The sequence below is a fragment of the Microbulbifer maximicatervae (SeqCode) genome, from assembly GCF_052468095.1.
On record NZ_CP174332.1, the window covers coordinates 4,957,255 to 4,976,084 of the forward strand.

The window sequence follows — 18,830 nt, forward strand, 5'->3', positions numbered from 1 at the left end:
CGCACGGAGATAAACTGCTAGCGACTGACAATATCCGGGCAACTTGCTCCGGCCTTGGGGGTTCGCCAGTCAGCCAACCGACGCTGGAAGCTCAGAAGTCCACCGCCCGCCTGCAGCCAATGACGGCCATCAATCACTGCGAATAGGAGGGTGGCACGGCTCCAATCTCGAAATGCGACAGATACAATCCCGCCCTTACAGCGCACCGATGTTCCCGTTTTAACTCGCACCCGGTCACCATCCAATTGCCAGTTAATGGCAAAACCATGGGTCAATAGGCCTTTGGCATTAAATCCATAGGCATAGCCGGAGCCATCGGCATGCAGTTGCCACACTAATTGATCATCGCCTTCACTCACAACCAGCCAATTTCCCGCCCACTTTTGCTGGGCGGACTCCGCCGAGGCCCACATTGGTATCGCTAGGAAAATTGCTGTGACAAATGGAACAACCGGCTTGATAAAATGCCGCTTTGGTAAAAGACGCAAAAACTTCATGCGCTGCCCTACGGTATCGGCCCCAGTACATTACAGGGGGCGGGTTATTCAAAAGACGACTGGGGAAGCCGCCAATTTTCCTTTCCGATTACGGGGCTAAAGCCTCACTTATCGGCGTGAAAAAATGCTTAGGCGCTATTTTTCACATCCCTCGAAAAGTAAGGCTAGACGCAATTTACAACGGTGGCAGGTTAAACGTTAAAAATATTCAAATTTACGACAAATTCACAAAGAGAATGGGGAGTCAATTTTGCAGGTAGTCCAACTATCTGGATTTTGCTTCGGAAAAATTCTTGTCTGCTCTCCATACCCGATACTTCAATTGCACGCCCTGAGGCAGATATATGACCATTGGCAACTTGCTGCTATAAGGCAGCATCAAACCATCACCGCGCACGGTGATAAATCGCCGGGATTCACTGCCTTGGGCACAGACCTTTTGCGTATCTGTGGTCGGGGTCAGGTCGGACAGGACATAAAAGGGGTAACCCCAGCCTGGGAGTATGTCCTTGCGCAATGGGGCGCTAAAGCTTTGCAAGTTGCATTCCGCGACTTGGCTTTTTCCCGGTATCAACTCAACCCTAAAGCGACTTTCATCGACAACCTTGGGCAGCTTGATAACGTGACGTAACTTGCCATCAACCTCCTCTGGAAATGCATCCAGAGGCTCAGAACTGTGGCAATCCAGGGCCAGTAACATCATGAAGGCAGTGGCAACTAATTTTGACATGGTATGGCCTCACTACTGCGCCGGGAAATGGCGGACAAAACTTTTTAAAGTCTAGTTCGCTTTTGTCTTCGCAGTCCCCACCAGAGCAGCGCCCCCAAACCGATTGCCAAAGCAAACAGAGCGGCAGTCCATAGGTATCGCCCCTCCCCCATCGCTGGTGGCTCCAACTTGGAGTGGGCCAGATTGAGATCCGCCCGCAGATTTTGAAACGCGGCAATAACTTCTGTAGAACTGGCATCACCAATCAAGTCACCCCGCAATTGCTGCCATTGGACCTGAAGTTGCTCCACCAGTACCTTGTCACGAATCAGCAGCTCCTGTCGTAACGGCCTATACCCATCACGATAAGCCAGCATTAACTTACCGTATGCCGCTGTTATATCTCCTCCTCGATAGTCCGTCTCCGCCAGCTGCAGCAAGCCAATTGCGCTGATAAGAGGGGGGATCAGAGTGCGTACAAGATGGGGGTTTCCGCGCCACCACATCAATGCTTGTTGCAGAGTTGGATCAAGTTCCGCCGGTTTAGTGGTCGCCATTCCCGGCAGTCCCAGTAAGCCGGGGTAACGGGTCGCCAAGTCGGAAGAGGGTGGCAACTGATTTGCCACTGGAAAAGCAGCGACAGTCACCGCTAATGCCCAGCGCTGTAGGCCGGTCAAGTCTCCATCAATGTCGACTGTGTGAATAGAGTCAGTTTCTGGGTCCAGGGTGTTATAAAGATCATAGAGACTGAACCCCGCCATTCTCTCGAGATCATTGAGGACTGGGCCTTCATTACTACCCTCACCGTCGACACCGTGGCAGATGGCACACCGCTGCTGATAAACAGGCATCATAAAACCCGGCGAGGGCAAAGAGTAACTGGGTGACCGCTGCAGCTGATACAAAGCAGCAAGGCGATCGGCGATTGCATTGGCTCGACGGCGCACCTCTGCGCTGGAATCCTTATCCTCAATCGCCTTACGCAAGTCCGAGAGGCTTTTCTGCAAACCCTGCCGACCAGGCCGATCGGGGAGTTGAGTGACCAGACGCAGTACTTCTTCTACCTGTTGCTTCTGTAGTTCATACAGAGGAGTGTCCAGTCGCTGCCCGTTCTCTACGGCGTCGCCGTAGTCTACCGCTATATAGGAGAGAAGATTGCTGGCCTGAGCGGCCACAGTATTGCTGCTTGAAGTGTCCTGGGCTGAAACAGGTGCGATTAAGCCAGCTAGGAGGGTAAACAGTAAAATCCATTTGAATCCCATTAGTGGCTTCCGGATCGGGCAAGGTTGATCGATGTTAGGAGCCTCTCGACAGATTGCGGGGCACCTTTCTTAGGGTAGAAATAAAAAACCCCGCTCGAGGCGGGGTTTCTTCAATTGGAAAGCTTAGCCGCGATCCGCTCGCTCTTTGGCAATCAGGTAATCCGCCACTTGCAGCATCAGCTCCTGGCCATTGCTCTTACCTTTATATCCGGGGAAAGAGGAACTGATGCGGTATTTACCCGCAACAACAACTTCCGGGGTACCAGTCATTTTGTAAGCGCGCTGATTGGCCATACCTTGCTTAACTTTGCTGTTGATAGCGAAGGAATTCATCAGCTTCGCAGCTTTCGCACCATCTTCACCATGCTTGTTAAACAGAGCCTCGATAGCCTTTAAGTCAGGCACCCAGTTGCGACCTTCGCGGACAGCCAGCATCTGGCGCTGAGTGTAGATGGTGTTAAAGATAGGCGTGTGCATCTTTTCCAGAACACCCATGGAATCTGCTACGTAGTAAAGACGAGCGTGTACATCCATAACCGGCTGCCAAATTGCTGGCAATTTCAGCAGCGCAACATCGCTGGGCATCTTCTCTTTCCAGCGCTCCAGAGTTGGCTCAAAAGTGAAGCAGTGGGCACAGCCGTACCAGAACATCTCAGTCACTTCGATCTTGTCGTTGCTCTTTTGTGGTACAGCCTGCGGCAATACTTCATAGTGCTGGCCCGCTTTGAACTCGCCACTTTCCTGGGCGCAGGCAACGAGGCTGAACATTACAGCAAAAACCATCGTGATCGGGGCGAGAAATGCTCTCATAAGTCTTCTCCAACTTTTATTTAGTGGTGCGAACGCCATCTAGCGGCGGGCTGTCGAGCCACTGAGGACACAATAGACAACGCAGATTATTTAAGTTCCCGGACCCTCGTGCAAGGAAACACTGCAAAAACTGCCTAGTACATCTATGGAAAGCGGCTTTATGCTCAGGCGACAGGCACAAAAAAGGCCGGTTACAGACCGGCCTCAGTGTACTCAAACCCTGTGACTATTAGTCAGTCAGGCCTGCGATATAGTTGGCCAGCGCCTTGATCTCTGCATCGGAGAGTTGCTTGGCCACGGTGCGCATAGTGCGAACTTCACCGTCATTGTTGCGGGTACCCACACGGAATGCTTTCAGCTGGGCTTCGATGTACTCTGGATACTGACCGCCCAGACGAGGGTAACCGGCCGGTGCATTGCCCAGTCCAGCAGGTGAGTGGCATCCCATACATGCGGGAACACCAGTCTCCATATTGCCACCACGGTAGATTTTACGTCCAAGCATCAGGCCGTCGACGTCCTCACCGTTGTTTAGCTTCACGGAAATAGCCTCAGATCCGGTCAGCTGCATTGGCTGCGAGGCAAAGTAAGCGGCGATATCCTGCAGGTCCTGATCGTTGAAGTTGTCCAACTGACCGATCATTTGCGGCACATCGCGGGCCTTTTTACCGTCTGGTGTACCTTTAATATCTTTAAGCTGCTTATACAGATATTTTTCGCCGAGTCCGGCAATCTTTGGAAAAGCTGGAGCAATACTGTTACCGTCTGCACCGTGGCAGGCTGCACATTGAGCGGCTTTTGCCTTGCCCGCAGCAGCGTCGCCCGCAGCCAGCGCCAAGGGCACGGCGCCCAAGCCGAAAACTAAACCGAGTGCCAGAGCAGTGTTCTTGATAATGCTGTTCATACGTCGTCCCGTTGCGCGCTGAGAGATGGCGTTTCGCACCGCCCCCGATAGTCCTGCGACGCGAAAACGGCGGCATTATATACTTGCGCGCCAAGCGAGTGTACCGAATAAACAGACTTATACGATGTCAAATTCAGAATTTAAAGCCCAACCACCAAAACTGAACTACCGTTCCATACAATTTCTCACCAGTGCCCCCACCCTGACTGAGTGTCCGGAGGACTTTGGTGCCGAGGTGGCCTTTGCCGGTCGCTCCAATGCGGGGAAGTCCAGTGCCATCAATGCGCTCACGGAAAACAACAAGTTGGCGCGTACCTCTAAAACACCGGGACGCACCCAGTTGATCAACTTCTTTCGCCTCTCCGATCAGCAGCGCCTGGTGGATCTGCCCGGCTATGGCTTTGCCAAGGTCGCCCGCAGTATGAAAGATGAGTGGCAGCGCCATCTGGCCACCTACCTTGAGAAGCGAGAGTGCCTGCGTGGACTCGTGTTACTAATGGACATTCGCCAACCCCTCAAGGAGTTCGATCTGCATATGCTCACCTGGGCAGTAGAGGCCGAGCTCCCAGTGCACATCCTGCTAACCAAGGCCGACAAGTTGAAGAACGGTCCAGCCAACAACACTCGCTTTGCCGTAGAGAAGACCCTCAAGGAGCAGGGACTCAATCACGGGGTCACTCTGCAGATCTTCTCATCGACCAAAAAAACAGGCCTGGACAAACTCGAGCGCAAGCTCAATGAGTGGCTGGAAATCCCAGAGGAAGCCGCCCCCACTGAAGATTGAACGAGCTGGGAGCCCGGGGGCAGCGCCCCCCGAGCAACACAAGCACTTCAATTTATCTCACACCGGAGAAAATTCCTAAAAGTGAACTCCGGGCACACCAGTTGCCGCTGCTATGCGCTTCTGTTCGGGGATCAGGGAGCGAAGCAGTACCCGGTGCAGCCGTCGGCGTGCCCCCGGAGTTAAACAATGCAATTCCTCTGCATGTAAGTACCTCTGCGCGAGAAGAGCGGCAAGAGTTTCTTCGTGTATGGCAATCGTCAGCAGACGGGAATTGCCATCGGTATTCATCTTTTCACTCCCCTCAGTGCACTCTGTTTCCGCCATTGATACAGGCGGATATTCTGGCTGTGGAGAACTCGCGTACCTGCTGCTGTGTCTCTCCGGGGTAGAGTGAGCTGATGCAATCCGCCGCAACCCTTTGCTTATGGCTATCGCCCAACTCGCGGGCGAGTACTGAGCTGGCGCCGGCAAGTATGTAGTTTCGAAGTTTTTCATCACCCAGCTCCCGGTAGGCAGCCATTAACCAGATAGCGCTTTCACTAAAACGCGTTGCCGAAATGGAATAAGTTGGCCACTGCTTTTCCAGAAGAAAGCTGGCCAGATCGAAGGCGCATCCCAAATAAGGTATTGCTTCGGCGTAATTGCACTCTTCAAGCAAAAGCTTGCCGCGCTCAATCCAATCGAGCCACGCCTTTTCTGCTCGATCCGTGTCAGCGGTCAACCATTGGCGATGGTTGGCACACAAGTAACGTAAATTCACCGATAACCCCCCATATTTGATTTAACTTAAAGATAATGCGAACCATTATCATTTGCAAGCGCATTCACAAGCAACTTTTGCTTTCTGCTGTGATGGAGTCATTTAATGAAATAAAAAAAGCCGGCAGATGGGGGCTGCCGGCTAGGGGACAGTGCCCTTGGGGTGGGGCACTTGTCAGACGCACCCAGGGGGACGGGTACGCCTGAGGGTTCTTTTCATCCCAAAATTTCTTTACCTGCTTCGATGGTAGGCTGAACTTTCATGCTTCCCAAGCGCATGTGTGAACCTTTAGGTTAGACCTATGCCATGCCCCAATTATGCCGGAAGTGGATAACAGGCAATGTAGTCGTGGGACCCAGGGGTAACTGTGAAAAACCTCTGCGGGAGTCTTGGGGAGATCCAATCTAAGGGCCTGCTCGCCGCATACGAAAACTTAAACTAGCTGAGCAGCTCACCAAACGATTTAAGCGCTTAATTCAAAAAGGAAAGGACAGGTGCCCCGATGGATGAAATTACATAAATTCACGAAAGACATAAAAAAACCCCGGAGTTGGGGACCATCCGGGGTAGAAAAAGCTAAACGCTTTGGGGTTAGGGAGCAACAATGAACTGATTAATTGGATAGGCTCTCAAGCCCGATGGTTCCCGCTCCTTTGGTAAATAAGTGTAAACAAAATACGTGTTTTGGCGCCTCATACGTTCTTCTAAGTAAAGGCGGTCGATTTTTATCAAATTGTTAACTCAGCCACTGGCCCATTGCTGTGCAGGCGGCGAATACAATCTGCAATCAACGGCGCACAATCTATCCACTCACAGTTTCCTCGCAGCTGCGACTGAGGAAGAGAATTAGTCACCACAATTGATTCCACCGGCAAGCGCGCCATTGCTGTATGGGCATCGCGACTAAATTGTCCGTGGACACAAAACACCAAAATCCGCCTCGCTCCCGCTTTTATCACCGCGTCCACTGCCCGTGTAACTGTGTGGCCAGTAGCAAGTAAGTCATCGACGATAATGACCGTGGCATCCTTAACTTCCCCAATCAAAGTTCCCCCACTCAACAGAGCACCACTGCGATACTTCTCTACAAATGCGCTAGCTACCGGCACCCCCAACTGATCCCCAAGGGCCAAACGGAATTTTTCCGCACGCTTTATCCCTCCTTCATCTGGAGACAAAACAACCAGGGGACCCGGGTCTCCGGACAGGCGCATTCGCGCTACTTCAATCAACAGGGGGTTGGAAACCAGGTGAACGGTGCGACAGCGGAATGCGTTCTCAAAGGCCGCCAGGGAGTGAACATCCATAGTCACGACTACATCCACTCCGGCGGCTTCCAGAAAACTGGCCAGATAGCGACTCGGCAGGGGGTCGCGCAATTTGGTTCGCCGCTCTTTTCGTGCATAGCAAAGGTAGGGGATGACCGCAGTCACTCTCGCGGCACCGGCATCACGAAGCGCCCCAATGAAAAACAGGCAGCGCATAAGTTTCTGGTCAACACAGCTGCTGGTATCGGTGTAAAGGGATTGGACCAGAAAAACATCCGCCCCTTCCACATCATCCAGTGGCCGAACTTTGTGTTCGCCATCATCGAATTGACGCTCTTCATGGCGAGATACCGGTTCACCGAGACTCGCGGCGACACGTCCTGCGAAGTCTGCTCCCACATCGAGACTGAATAACTTAATGCGGCTCATAAGCTCAGTACCCTGCCTGGCGCCTCACACTCGCTAAGCGCCTTGCCCACGTTTTAATAGAAGTATGGACAGTGGAATTTAGGATCTGGAGTACTGCGGGTGTTGCAGTTGTTGCGGCTTGGGTAGATAGGGAGGGTCAGGGCTGAAAGACAGGCAAAAAAATGCCCCGGACTTGGGGGAGTACCGGGGCAAACATCTGACTTCCTTGGGGGATGATGACGCATTCCAACGATCTTGCCTTTTTAGAGGGGCTGTCGCCGGAACAGTTCCACGGAATTTCAAAAAGATTGTAAAAACGCCTAACAAAACACAAAAATTGGCATTTTATTCATCCGTACCAACAAGAGCGCGCCAAATCATTCCGAGCAGCGCGCCCTACCCTCAATTCTTAGATGGTTTCTTCAGTCAAATTAGTGCGCCTGATCCCAATCTCGGCCCTGTCCCAAATCCACAATCAGGGGAACGTGGAGTTCTGCCGCGCCTTGCATCAATTCAACAATGCCATCGGCCACAATTTCGACCTCATCCTTGGGTACTTCAAGAACCAATTCATCGTGTACTTGCATAATCATCCGGGTCGCCAGCTTCTTCTCCCTGAGCCAGTTATCCACAGCGATCATGGCCCGCTTGATAATATCGGCGGCAGTACCCTGCATTGGCGCATTAATTGCGGTCCGCTCTGCTGCTTGGCGCTGCATGCCATTGCGTGAGTTAATTTCCGGCAGATAGAGACGGCGTCCAAACAGGGTTTCCACATAGCCCTTTTCTGCGGCCTGTGCACGGGTATCCTCCATATAGCGCAATACACCCGGGTAGCGCTCAAAGTAACGGTCGATATAAGTTTGGGCGTCAGCCCGGGGGATATCCAACTGCTTGGCCAGGCCAAAAGCCGACATGCCGTAAATCAAACCAAAGTTGATCGCTTTGGCCCGCCGGCGCTGCTCATCAGTCACCTCATCCTGAGCCACTTCAAAGACTTCTGCCGCCGTCGCGCGGTGAATATCTGCGCCTTGAGCAAATGCATCCACCAACCCTTTGTCCCCAGACAGGTGAGCCATAATACGCAACTCAATTTGGGAGTAGTCCGCAGCGATGATCTCACTGCCACCATTGATTCTTGGGTCAACGGTGAAGGCCCGACGAATACGGCGCCCCTCCTCTGTACGAATAGGAATATTCTGCAAGTTAGGGTCACTGGAGGACAGGCGCCCGGTAGCTGCAACTGCCTGGTGATAGGAGGTATGTACACGACCGCTACCCGGGTCGATCATCTTTGGCAGTTTATCGGTGTAGGTATTCTTCAGTTTGGCCAGGCCGCGATACTGCATTATCAGTGCGGGCAGCTCGTGATTGTGGGCCAATTCCTGCAATACAGCCTCAGCGGTAGAGGGCGCACCTTTGGGGGTCTTCTTGATCACTGGAATCTGCAGCTTTTCAAACAGGATCGCTCCCAGCTGCTTGGTGGAGCCCAGATTGAACTCTTCGCCGGCTACTTCGTAAGCCTGCTGTTCCAGCTCTCGCATTCGCTGCTCAAGTTCAGCACTCTGCTCCGCCAACATCTTGGCATCGATATAAGCACCGTTACGCTCCATACGGGCCAGAACTGGTAGCAGGGGCATCTCAATTTCATCGAGTACCTTTACCAGAGTTGGCTCTCGCTCAAGACGCGCACTCAACTCATTGTGGAGACGCAGGGTGATATCTGCATCTTCAGCCGCATAGGGGCCCGCTTTGTCCAGCTCGATCTGGTTAAACGTCAGCTGTTTGGCGCCTTTACCGGCAATATCCTCGAAGTGAACCGTGTTCTCCCCCAGATACTTGAGTGCGAGACTGTCCATATCGTGGCGACTGCCAGTGCTGTCCAGAACATAGGATTCCAACATGGTATCCCGTGCAATGCCACGCAATTCAATATCGTAGTTGGCCAGGATATGACTGTCGTACTTCAGGTTCTGCCCCACCTTCCTCTGCTGTGGATCTTCCAGTAGGGGTTTGAGTTTGGCCAGTACTTCGTCAAACGGCAGTTGCTCTGGTGCACCCATATAGTCGTGGGCCAGGGGAACATAGGCTGCACGATAGGGCTCCACCGCGAAGGACACCCCCACTAATTTTGCCTGCATATAATTGAGGCTGGTGGTTTCCGTGTCGAAGGCAAAGATGCCTGAACTCTTCAGTTGTTCCAGCCAGGCATCGAACTCCGCCATTTCTGTGACGATGACGTAATCGCGCTCAACGGCTTCCGCCATGGCTTCTTCAGCCTCTTCACTGGTTAGCTCTTCTAACCAGCCGCGAAATTCATTCTGCGTGAATAGCTCAACCAGTGCCTCTGTATTGGGCTCTGAATTGTGCAGCTCCTGGGGGTGATAAGGCATCTCCACGTCGGTTTTGATAGTGGCGAGCTTATAGGAGAGTTCTGCCGCCTCGCGGTGCTCCGCCATCTTTTTGCCGAGGGTTTTTGAGCCACGGAACCCCAGCGGTGCAATGGCATCCAGGTCGGAATAAATGGTCTCCAAGCCTCCCAGATTCTGTAACAGTGCCAGAGCGGTTTTCTCGCCCACACCAGGAACTCCGGGGATATTGTCTGATTTATCTCCCATCAGGGCGAGAAAATCGATAATCAGTTCTGGACCTACGCCAAATTTCTTAGTCACGCCCTCGCTGTCCATTTCGGTATTGGACATGGTGTTAACCAAGGTAACGCCCGGACGCACCAGCTGCGCCATGTCTTTATCGCCGGTGGAGATTATGACTTGCTGCCCCTGGCTCTGGGCCTCCAGCGCCAGGGTGCCGATCACATCATCAGCTTCAACACCGTCGACCACCAAGCGCGGCAATCCCATAGCGTCGATGATGTCGTGAATGGGCTGAATCTGCTCACGCAGGTCATCTGGCATAGGAGGGCGGTGGGATTTGTATTCGGCAAACATCTCATCGCGAAAAGTCTTGCCCTTGGCATCAAAAACAACCACGACAGGACTGCCTGGATGCTCCTTGAGGTGGCGGCGCAGCATACTAATCACACCGCGCACCGCACCAGTAGGCTTACCCTGGCTGGTGGTCAATGGTGGCAGCGCATGAAAAGCGCGATAAAGGTAGGAGGAACCATCCACCAAAATCAACGGGGCGGCTGAGGTGTTTTGTTTACTCATAGACGATGAATTCTTGCTTGCTTAGTTTGGCGTTCAGGACGCGCGGCAGGCCGATAGGATAACGCCCTTCGCTCTGTTTTTCCGCTTACTGATTCTTTCCCGCCAGACACCGTAGGCAACCTCTGCACAAAAGCCCACTCGACTTACCCCGCCGATTAAAACTATCGGCGCATCGATCTCACCAAATCTCCAGGCTTGGCTAGTCTTGCCGGTAGCGACCTTATGCGTTCGCTACTCCCCGGAAATCAAATTGTCACAGGCTGCCCCCAGGCAGTCAGGGATCTTTTATTTCCAAAAAACTGTGCCACCCGATGTTGAAGGAAGGATTCGAAAGATGAGAGGAGTGATGCGTGCCACCCTGTTGTTTGCCGCAAGTATCTTTGCCATTTCGGCAAGTGCCGGCTCGGATTGCAGTGGAGAGCATACCGCTGAAGCCGAGGCGACTGATGAAATACACTCACAGCAGTCTGAGGTAGAAGGCCATGAGTTAATACTCAGGCAGGCTATCCGTGAGAGAGAAAATGATTTGCTGGAGAGACAAAAACAGCAGCTGGAGAAACTGCAAAAACAAGCGGAAAGAGATGCTGCCCGGGTAGAGAAACTACAGCAAATAACCAATCGTTCCTAGAAGCCACCCTACCAGATCCCGCCCCCTCCCTGGGTAGGCGGGATACTTGGTGCCCTCAAGGAGCCTCTGATTTATCCTTGTTGCGGTCGGGAACCTGACTCAAGCAAGTGCGGGCTTGAGACAAGAGGGACTCTATCAATTCCCTGTAATCAGCATTTTCATTCAACTGATCTCCCAGCAGATCCAAAGCGGCGTAACGCAGCCCCAAGTTTTCTGCCAACTGTTGATCTCGTTCATTAGCCGGCATATCTCCAAATAGACAGCCGTCGCCAATCTGTGACAAATCCAGCATTGCCTTGGCACCATAGCCCCCGCCACTGCCATCGCCCAGAGCGTGGGTTTTCACTCCTGCGGAACCAAAAAAGTGACCATAGGCATCGTGCGTAACAACGATGGGAACTTCGCGATATCCGTACAAGGCCCGATCGAGAACTTTCTGCAAGTTGGCCATCGAACTGGAAAACTGCCGTGCACGCCCCATAAACAGCTCCGCCTGCTGTGGCTGTAATTGCGCCAGGCGCTCAGCGATCTGCGCCGCAGCTATTGCCGCATTGCGGGGGCGCAACCAGAGGTGGGGGTCGGTAGCACTGGCTCCCTCATATTCAAGGGTCTCTATATCCAGAAGCTGCATTTGCCGGCCCGCTGGTAACAGCGCTGCCTGTTTTGCCAATACCCCCTCCATTTGCGGTCCCAACCACACCAATAGTAGGGCGCGCTCAAGTGCAGCCCGATCGGAAACCGAAGGGGCATAATGGTGAGGATCTGCTCCCTCAACTAGCACCCGAACCGGAATATCCTCACCGGTTATTTCCCGGGCGATCAAGGCTAAAGGGCGCACGCTGACGACCAGCTCTCCACCACTGTCGGATTCCGGTTTGCTACAAGCCGGGAGAAAGAGCCCGAATAGAAGCACCGTGGAGATTGTAAAAAGACGTTTGAAGGGATACATCAGAGACATTAGGCGGCGAAAAATTGCGATATAATCACAACCAGCGCCAAGCTGCCAGCCTGGTTGTCCATATCCGGTAAAGAAGGTATGGAAGCAAACATCTTAAAGACTTCCCTGCGGAGATTGAATTCTGAATCCACCCCAGCCGCTTATCACAGCTGACAATATCGCCCTTCAGGTGGGCGGCAGGCAGTTACTTAAAGATATTACAGTCGAATTGTCCCAGGGGGAGATTGTCACCTTAATAGGCCCTAATGGAGCCGGCAAAACCACTCTCCTTCGCCTTCTGCTGGGGCTCAGCCAGCCGACCCAGGGCCGCGTGTGGCGACAAACTGGGTTGCGTATTGGCTATATGCCCCAGCGGCTTCATATCGATAGCTCAATGCCCATGTCAGTTGAACGCTTCTTGCAACTTGGCCAACCGGCCATAAAGCCCGAGCAAGCGCAGTCGGCATTGGACAGGGTGGGCGCAGGGCAGCTTAGAGGCGCCTCTCTGGCAAATCTATCCGGTGGAGAAATGCAGCGGGTCTTACTCGCTCGTGCCGCATCGCGCAAACCTCAGCTGCTGGTCCTCGATGAACCCACTCAGGGAGTCGATATCGGTGGTCAAAGTGAGTTGTACCAGTTAATTGCCACTCTGCGCGACGAGCTCGGCTGCGGTGTGTTACTGGTTTCCCACGACCTTCATTTAGTTATGGCTGCAACCGACCGGGTCCTTTGTTTGAACCAGCATATCTGTTGTCACGGACACCCGGAGCAAGTAAGCCGCCACCCTGCCTATCTGGAATTATTTGGGGACAAGGTCGCCCCCTATACCCACCAACATAACCACCAACATAAATTAAGTGGAGATATTGCGCCCGCAAGCAGCTGCAATCATCAACACACTCACACAAATACTAAAAACAAAGAGCAAAAATAAGTGGTTGATTTCGGCGAATTACTGCACAGCCAATTTCTCTGGTACGCCCTCGCCGCCGGCCTTATGGTCGCTATTGTCAGCGGCCCTTTGGGCTGCTTCGCCGTGTGGCGACGCATGGCCTATTTCGGCGACACCCTGGCTCACTCAGCCCTTCTTGGAGTGACGCTGGGTTTTGTACTTCAAATTATGCCAACGGTGGCCGTCGGTATTACTTGCTGTGTACTGGCACTGCTGCTGATGTATTTACAGCAGCGCCAAAAGCTCGCTGTAGATACCTTGCTGGGCATATTGTCCCACTCCATGCTGGCACTGGGGATTGTCACCGTCAGTTTCTTTAAGATTAAGGTGGATCTCTTATCTCTGTTGCTGGGAGATTTACTCGCGGTCAGTGGCCAGGATCTGGTACTAATGGCCATTGCCGCCGCCACAATCCTGGGACTGCTTTATTTCCTGTGGGAACAGTTACTGGCTTTCACCCTGCACGAGGAATTAGCTTCAGTGGAAGGTGTCCCTATCGAGCGATTGCGGATCGCTCTGATGTTGATGCTGGCAATACTGATTGCGATCGCAATGAAAGTTGTCGGGGTTCTGTTAATTACCGCCCTGCTGATTATTCCCGCAGCTACCGCGCGAAAACTGTCGCACACTCCAGAGCGTATGGCGGTGCTGGCCTCATTGCTGGGATGCTTAGCGGTAGTACTCGGTCTTCTTGCCTCTATCCTGTGGAATACACCGGCGGGCCCGTCCATTGTTCTGGCCGCAGCACTGTTCTTTCTCACTTCACAAGTGCGAACCAGCTGAAGGTAGCCCGCAGGTTAATCTCATCCTAATTTCTTATTTTATTTCGTTATTTGTCGCAAATTGTCGCTTAAATCTACCTATTGGTGAGATGCCCGTCACCGTTTATCGCAATAAGCTGATGGTTAGCCGCTAGCTAATTGTGTCAGTTTTCCGTCGTTGCTAGTGTTGCCCGACGACCAGCCGTATTAGGCCGGTCACCAATAATGACAAAAAAATGGACTCACAACGATATGGAAAAGTTCTCTCTTCGTCGCAAGGTATTAACTACAGCCATAGTGGCGGCAACCGCTGCCACTAGCCCACAAACACTCTTTGCCGCCGAGGATCAGGCGATGGAAGAAGTTGCAGTTGTGGGTTCCCGTATTAGTCGAAACGCTGAATTTGAAACAGCTACCCCGATCCAGGTAATGGATCGCGATGCCATCGAAAAGTCGGGATACACCAATCTGCAGCAGCTTTTTGAAAAAAACCCTGCCGCAGGTAATGGCACCTTCTCAACCCGGGGTAACAACCAGGACTCTACCGCAAACGGAGCTGCCGCTGTAAGCCTGCGCGGTATGGGTGCCGACGCCACTTTAGTACTGGTAAATGGCCGCCGGGTGGCTATCAGCGCATTTGCCGAGAGCATCACTACCAACTTTGTGGATATCAACAGTGTACCCCTCGCGGCGATTGAGCGGGTCGAAGTCCTAAAGGATGGCGCCTCCGCAATTTACGGTTCCGATGCCGTTGCCGGTGTGGTCAATCTGGTATTGCGTAGAGACTTTGAAGGTACTGAGGTATCCGTAGATTACGGTGGTGCCGATGGCTATGACGAACAATCCATGTCCGCTGTCTGGGGCATCAATGGGGATGACTCAAACCTGACTGTTATTTTTGACCACCATAAAAACAGCCGCCTATCCAGCACCGAACGCAGTGGTTTGGATACCGCTAACCAATCCAGCCGTGGCGGTATGGACTTCCGCTCCTCCAGGGGCTATCCCGGTAGCTTTAATGTGGGCGGTACCTTTGTTTCCGACCCCAACTGTCCCGAAGAGCGCGATACCGGTGAAGTCTGTGTCTATGATTACGGCCCCTGGACTTTGATCACACCCGAAGCCGAACGCACTGGCCTATTAATGCTTGGCCATACCCAGTTGGCCGAAGGCGTGGAGTTCTTTAGCGAGGTCGCTGTTCAGCACAATACCTCCGTAGCCCAGGGTGCACCCACCCCCCTCGATGGCGACGCGGGTCTCTATGTACTGGCAGATCATCCCAATAACCCATTCGGCGAAGATGTGGATATTTACCGCTATCGTACCGTGGATGCAGGCGCCCGCCAGTGGGATATCGAAACCGATAACTTACGCGGTGTCTTCGGCCTGCGCGGCTCTGTCGCCGACTGGGACTGGGAGGCTTCTGTTCAGCGCTCCCGCAGTGAAACAACCCAGACCGGTGACCGCTCCCAAGGCTGGGTGCGTACGGACCTGTTACAGGAGCAGATTAATGCCGGTAACTATAATCCGTTTGGCGGGGTTCAGAACCCGGACTCAGTGATTGATGCCATCACCACCAGCCTGGTCCGACAAGGCAAGTCTGACCTGACCAGCTATAACTTCTCAGTCAATGGAGATTTAGTCGATACCGCCAGTGGCACCATCGCAATGGCCGCAGGCCTGGAATACCGAGAGGAAAAGGCTTCCGATATCCCTGATGACCAGTTCCAGCGCGGTTTGATCTTCGGTACTGAGTCCGTATCCGCCAGCGCCAGCCGGGATATCTCCTCCGCTTATGTAGAGGTAGCTATTCCCCTCCCCGCCAGGTTCGATCTGACTGTGGCCGCCCGCTACGATGATTACAGCGACTTTGGCAGCACCACCAACCCCATGGCAAATCTGTTATGGACTGCAACTGATCAGCTGTCCTTGCGCGCCTCTTGGGGCACCGGCTTCCGCGCGCCATCATTGGCGCAGGTCGGTCTCGGCCCATCACAGGAATCCCTATTCTTTGTCGATACCTACGGCTGTGAAGTTAACGATGCTTACTGCGCGAGCACCGATTACACCATTATCTTCTCTGGAAACCCGGACCTGGATGCGGAAGAGTCTGAATCCTTCAACATTGGCGCTGTTTACGAGCCTATAGAGGACCTGCGACTGTCTCTGGATTATTGGAATATCACCCAGGAAGGTAAGATTGACGAGGTCCCCTTCGGCTATATCTACAACCTCTACTGTTGGGACCAAGACAGCACCGTGTGCCGTCGCGATACACCAGTTGACGGCCAAACCCTTGGCGCCCTGCAATCTATTGACAGCAGCTTCACCAATATCGGCGAACAGGACGTATCAGGCGTCGACCTAAGTATTGTCTACAGCGGATTCGAGCTTGTGGGCGGAGAGCTTGGCCTGCGCCTGGATTACTCCTACCTGGCTGAATTTGAGCGTGTTGAACTGAACTCCAGCGGAGACGCATTTATCACCCGCGATCTGGCCGGAGAGTACGAGTATCCACAACACCGTTGGAACGCTACCGCTGACTGGACCTTTGACACCTTCGGATTTAGTGCCGGACTCAGCTATATTGGTGAGTTTGAGGATACCCCGGACATCGATTTCGACGGGACTCTCGACTATGACAGCAATAACTCCCGCACTGTAGACTCCTTCCTGACCATGAATATGCAGGCCCGTTATACCGGCTTCGAGAATATGGTGTTGAGCCTGGGGGCGGATAATGTCTTCGATGAGGAGCCGCCCTTCGCTATCGGTGATGGCGACGCAGACCTTTATGGTTATGTGCAGTCACAACACGATCCCCGTGGTCGCTTTATCTACGGCAAGATGACTTATAGTTTCTAATCACTATAAGTAGATCAGCACATAAAAAAGGGGAAGCTTACGCTTCCCCTTTTCAATTTTCGCCGCTTTGCTTTTTCAGCCGCTATTTATTTGTTCTCTATATTCTGTCTAGCCTTCTTTGCAGCAGCCTCTAGGGAAATTCTCTGTTTAGCCATTTCCAGTCCCGCTTTACGAAACTCATGGATACCCAGCATAATACCGATCAATTCAAACAGTGAGACTGCTATCCCAATAAAAAGCAAGTAAGACTCTGGCACAGTCAGTTCCTGCGGGCCAATAGAGCCGTCACTTTGAAATAGATACCCAAAGTGAGCACGGTTGGAACCCAAAGGGCGGTAAATATGCCCTGCTCCTTATAGCCGCTAAACCATAAACCGGCGGATAATACCAGTGAAACTAAAACTGCCAACAAGATAAAGAAATCTGACGCCTTCAACACCTAGCAAGCCCTCTAATCTTCATCGAACTCCCAAAATCCTATTGCAGCCATCAGTAATCCAAGCACGGTGAGGGCCGCAGGAATTCGCAATCCCAATACGCCAAAAATATCTAACATTGAGGGAATAAAGGGAATAAAACCCAAAATTCCCCACAGAAAGAATACACCGGCAATCGACAACCCAGTCCAACCCACCATCAATCGTACTTTCTTAGATCGAAAATAACCGGCCAAAAGCATTTTCTGCATTAATAATACAAAACAAACGGGCTTTGCCCGTTTGAACATTATTGACAGAATAGTGCAGCCTCAGCTGGTTAGAGGAGTGTGAGTCTCATCCTTTATTGCGCTTGGCGTAATCTTCATTAGCTTGCCAAACTCTAACTAAATTTCCGCCTAGAATTTTTTTAATGTCCTGCTTGCTATACCCACGCTTTAGCAGGCCTTCAACCAAATTAGGATATTGAGAGACGTCTTTTAAGCCGACGGGCAAGCTATCTCCGACACCGTCAAAATCCGATCCAATGCCTATATGATCCACTCCCACTAAATCACGAATATGGTCGAAATGATCAAGAACATCTTCCAAATCTGCATAAATGAACTTCTCAGTTGAAAGCTTATCGGAGTACTCCTCAACTTCCTTACTATCCTTGGGTAAACCCTTTTCTTTAGCAAATTTCTCAACCTGATTAGTTATTTCACGATATGAATTCAGTGAATCACCACTAATAAAAGTAGAGCCAAAATTCACCATGATGATACCGCCGTTGTCAGCTAACGCCTTTATCATTTCATCATTCATATTTCGTTCAAATCCCGGCGTAAAATGCCTTGCCGAAGAGTGTGAAGCGATAACAGGAACAGCGGATAAATCAACAACTTGCCAAAAAGCTGCATCTGATACGTGGGAAATATCGATCATTACTCCCATCCGATTCATCTCTCGTACCAAGCGCTTTCCGAATGCACTCAAGCCTTCCCAGGGCCTGTTTTTATCATACGAGGAATCAGAGATATGATTGCTCTTTGAGTGGGCTAAGGTAATGTACTTCACCCCTCTATCAGAGAAATACTTTAAATTGGCAAGATCTCCCTCAATAGGAGCCCCGTTCTCTATACCCAAAGGTAAGGAAATTAAGCCAGCATCGACTTGCTTTTGTAGATCATTTATTGACTTAGGTATTGCAAACTTATCCGGGTGCTGTTTGACCATTGCCTCCACTTTATCAATCAAAGTATCTGCATACGATTTGGCAATACCCTCGTCCTCCTTTTCTGCAGGGACATAAATAGACATAAAGGGGGCATTTAGTCCACCTGCTTTAGCTCGAGGGTAATCAAAGTCTCCCTTATCCGTACTAAGTCCAACATCCTCTTCAGCTTGTTCGAGACGATAGGGAACATCTACATGTCCATCAACAATCAAATACTCTTGAACCAGCTCTTGAGCTAGATCTTTACCTTCACCTGCAAATACAGGGTTGCAAGTTAGTACACATAATGTCCCAACTAAAAAATAATTTTTCAAATGACAATCTCCCTATTTGTATAAATATATCTAGAAAATTTACCGTAGATGGTGCTCATCTAGAATCACATTTCTTAAATACATTACTTTGATTTGTTAATCTACAAAGATTAAATCGTTGTCTTTCTTATAACTGCAGATTGGC

General features: G+C 51.7%; 18 protein-coding genes. 5 read left to right on the plus strand and 13 right to left on the minus strand.

The features are described 5' to 3' along the window. Positions 1-17 precede the first annotated feature (17 nt). The 5 genes from ACJJIL_RS22030 to ACJJIL_RS22050 form a co-directional block, all read right to left on the minus strand. Entirely contained in the window at positions 18-497 is a 480-nt protein-coding gene (locus ACJJIL_RS22030) for a hypothetical protein (RefSeq protein WP_445359242.1), read from the minus strand. 265 nt (positions 498-762) lie between these two features. Next, positions 763-1,227, minus strand: coding sequence for an ecotin family protein (locus tag ACJJIL_RS22035; RefSeq protein ID WP_444926362.1), 465 nt, complete (start codon positions 1,225-1,227; stop codon positions 763-765). A 44-nt stretch (positions 1,228-1,271) separates the two neighbouring features. Then, positions 1,272-2,468 carry a hypothetical protein gene (locus tag ACJJIL_RS22040; RefSeq protein ID WP_445360775.1) on the minus strand — a complete coding sequence of 399 codons (1,197 nt, stop codon included), beginning with the start codon at positions 2,466-2,468 and terminating at the stop codon, positions 1,272-1,274. A 123-nt stretch (positions 2,469-2,591) separates the two neighbouring features. Continuing rightward, positions 2,592-3,278 (minus strand): thiol:disulfide interchange protein DsbA/DsbL, encoded by a 687-nt coding sequence (locus ACJJIL_RS22045; protein WP_413663932.1) that lies wholly within the window; start codon positions 3,276-3,278, stop codon positions 2,592-2,594. 229 nt (positions 3,279-3,507) lie between these two features. After that, positions 3,508-4,182, minus strand: coding sequence for a c-type cytochrome (locus ACJJIL_RS22050; protein ID WP_444906752.1), 675 nt, complete (start codon positions 4,180-4,182; stop codon positions 3,508-3,510). 124 nt (positions 4,183-4,306) lie between these two features. Between ACJJIL_RS22050 and yihA the strand changes: the two genes are divergently transcribed. Next, the gene (gene yihA, locus ACJJIL_RS22055) at positions 4,307-4,966 is read left to right on the plus strand and encodes a ribosome biogenesis GTP-binding protein YihA/YsxC (protein WP_444906753.1); all 660 of its coding nucleotides are present in this window, start codon (positions 4,307-4,309) and stop codon (positions 4,964-4,966) included. Positions 4,967-5,041: 75 nt separating this feature from the next. Here the strand turns inward: yihA and ACJJIL_RS22060 are convergent, their stop codons facing one another. The 4 genes from ACJJIL_RS22060 to polA form a co-directional block, all read right to left on the minus strand. Then, on the minus strand, positions 5,042-5,254 hold the full coding sequence (locus ACJJIL_RS22060) for a hypothetical protein (RefSeq protein WP_444906754.1): 213 nt from the start codon (positions 5,252-5,254) through the stop codon (positions 5,042-5,044). Positions 5,255-5,267: 13 nt separating this feature from the next. Then, complete coding sequence (locus ACJJIL_RS22065; RefSeq protein ID WP_444906755.1) at positions 5,268-5,726, minus strand: hypothetical protein; 459 nt, start codon at positions 5,724-5,726, stop codon at positions 5,268-5,270. Positions 5,727-6,454: 728 nt separating this feature from the next. After that, on the minus strand, positions 6,455-7,423 hold the full coding sequence (locus ACJJIL_RS22070) for a ribose-phosphate diphosphokinase (protein WP_413663927.1): 969 nt from the start codon (positions 7,421-7,423) through the stop codon (positions 6,455-6,457). Positions 7,424-7,833: 410 nt separating this feature from the next. Continuing rightward, on the minus strand, positions 7,834-10,572 hold the full coding sequence (polA, locus tag ACJJIL_RS22075; protein ID WP_445360776.1) for a DNA polymerase I: 2,739 nt from the start codon (positions 10,570-10,572) through the stop codon (positions 7,834-7,836). A 334-nt stretch (positions 10,573-10,906) separates the two neighbouring features. On the opposite strand from polA, the gene ACJJIL_RS22080 reads away from it, so the two are divergent. Continuing rightward, entirely contained in the window at positions 10,907-11,200 is a 294-nt protein-coding gene (locus ACJJIL_RS22080; protein WP_413663925.1) for a hypothetical protein, read from the plus strand. Positions 11,201-11,255: 55 nt separating this feature from the next. On the opposite strand, the gene ACJJIL_RS22085 is transcribed toward ACJJIL_RS22080, so the two are convergent. Continuing rightward, a complete protein-coding gene (locus ACJJIL_RS22085; protein ID WP_444906758.1) occupies positions 11,256-12,158 on the minus strand; it encodes a metal ABC transporter substrate-binding protein in 903 nt (300 codons plus the stop codon). A 121-nt stretch (positions 12,159-12,279) separates the two neighbouring features. Between ACJJIL_RS22085 and znuC the strand changes: the two genes are divergently transcribed. The 3 genes from znuC to ACJJIL_RS22100 all read left to right on the plus strand — a co-directional run bounded on the left by znuC (position 12,280) and on the right by ACJJIL_RS22100 (position 16,715). Then, the gene (gene znuC / locus ACJJIL_RS22090; RefSeq protein ID WP_445362025.1) at positions 12,280-13,071 is read left to right on the plus strand and encodes a zinc ABC transporter ATP-binding protein ZnuC; all 792 of its coding nucleotides are present in this window, start codon (positions 12,280-12,282) and stop codon (positions 13,069-13,071) included. Continuing rightward, positions 13,072-13,872: an iron chelate uptake ABC transporter family permease subunit gene (locus tag ACJJIL_RS22095; protein WP_445360777.1), complete on the plus strand. Its 801-nt coding sequence runs from the start codon at positions 13,072-13,074 to the stop codon at positions 13,870-13,872. It begins immediately after the preceding gene. A 203-nt stretch (positions 13,873-14,075) separates the two neighbouring features. Then, on the plus strand, positions 14,076-16,715 hold the full coding sequence (locus tag ACJJIL_RS22100) for a TonB-dependent receptor (RefSeq protein WP_445360778.1): 2,640 nt from the start codon (positions 14,076-14,078) through the stop codon (positions 16,713-16,715). An 86-nt stretch (positions 16,716-16,801) separates the two neighbouring features. Here ACJJIL_RS22100 and ACJJIL_RS22105 read toward each other — a convergent pair whose 3' ends face one another. From ACJJIL_RS22105 to ACJJIL_RS22115, 3 genes are all read right to left on the minus strand, one after another. Then, the gene (locus ACJJIL_RS22105) at positions 16,802-16,972 is read right to left on the minus strand and encodes a hypothetical protein (RefSeq protein ID WP_413663921.1); all 171 of its coding nucleotides are present in this window, start codon (positions 16,970-16,972) and stop codon (positions 16,802-16,804) included. Between the two features lie 194 nt (positions 16,973-17,166). Further along, entirely contained in the window at positions 17,167-17,403 is a 237-nt protein-coding gene (locus ACJJIL_RS22110) for a hypothetical protein (RefSeq protein ID WP_444895563.1), read from the minus strand. An 85-nt stretch (positions 17,404-17,488) separates the two neighbouring features. Further along, on the minus strand, positions 17,489-18,685 hold the full coding sequence (locus ACJJIL_RS22115; RefSeq protein ID WP_445360779.1) for a dipeptidase: 1,197 nt from the start codon (positions 18,683-18,685) through the stop codon (positions 17,489-17,491). Positions 18,686-18,830 lie beyond the last annotated feature (145 nt).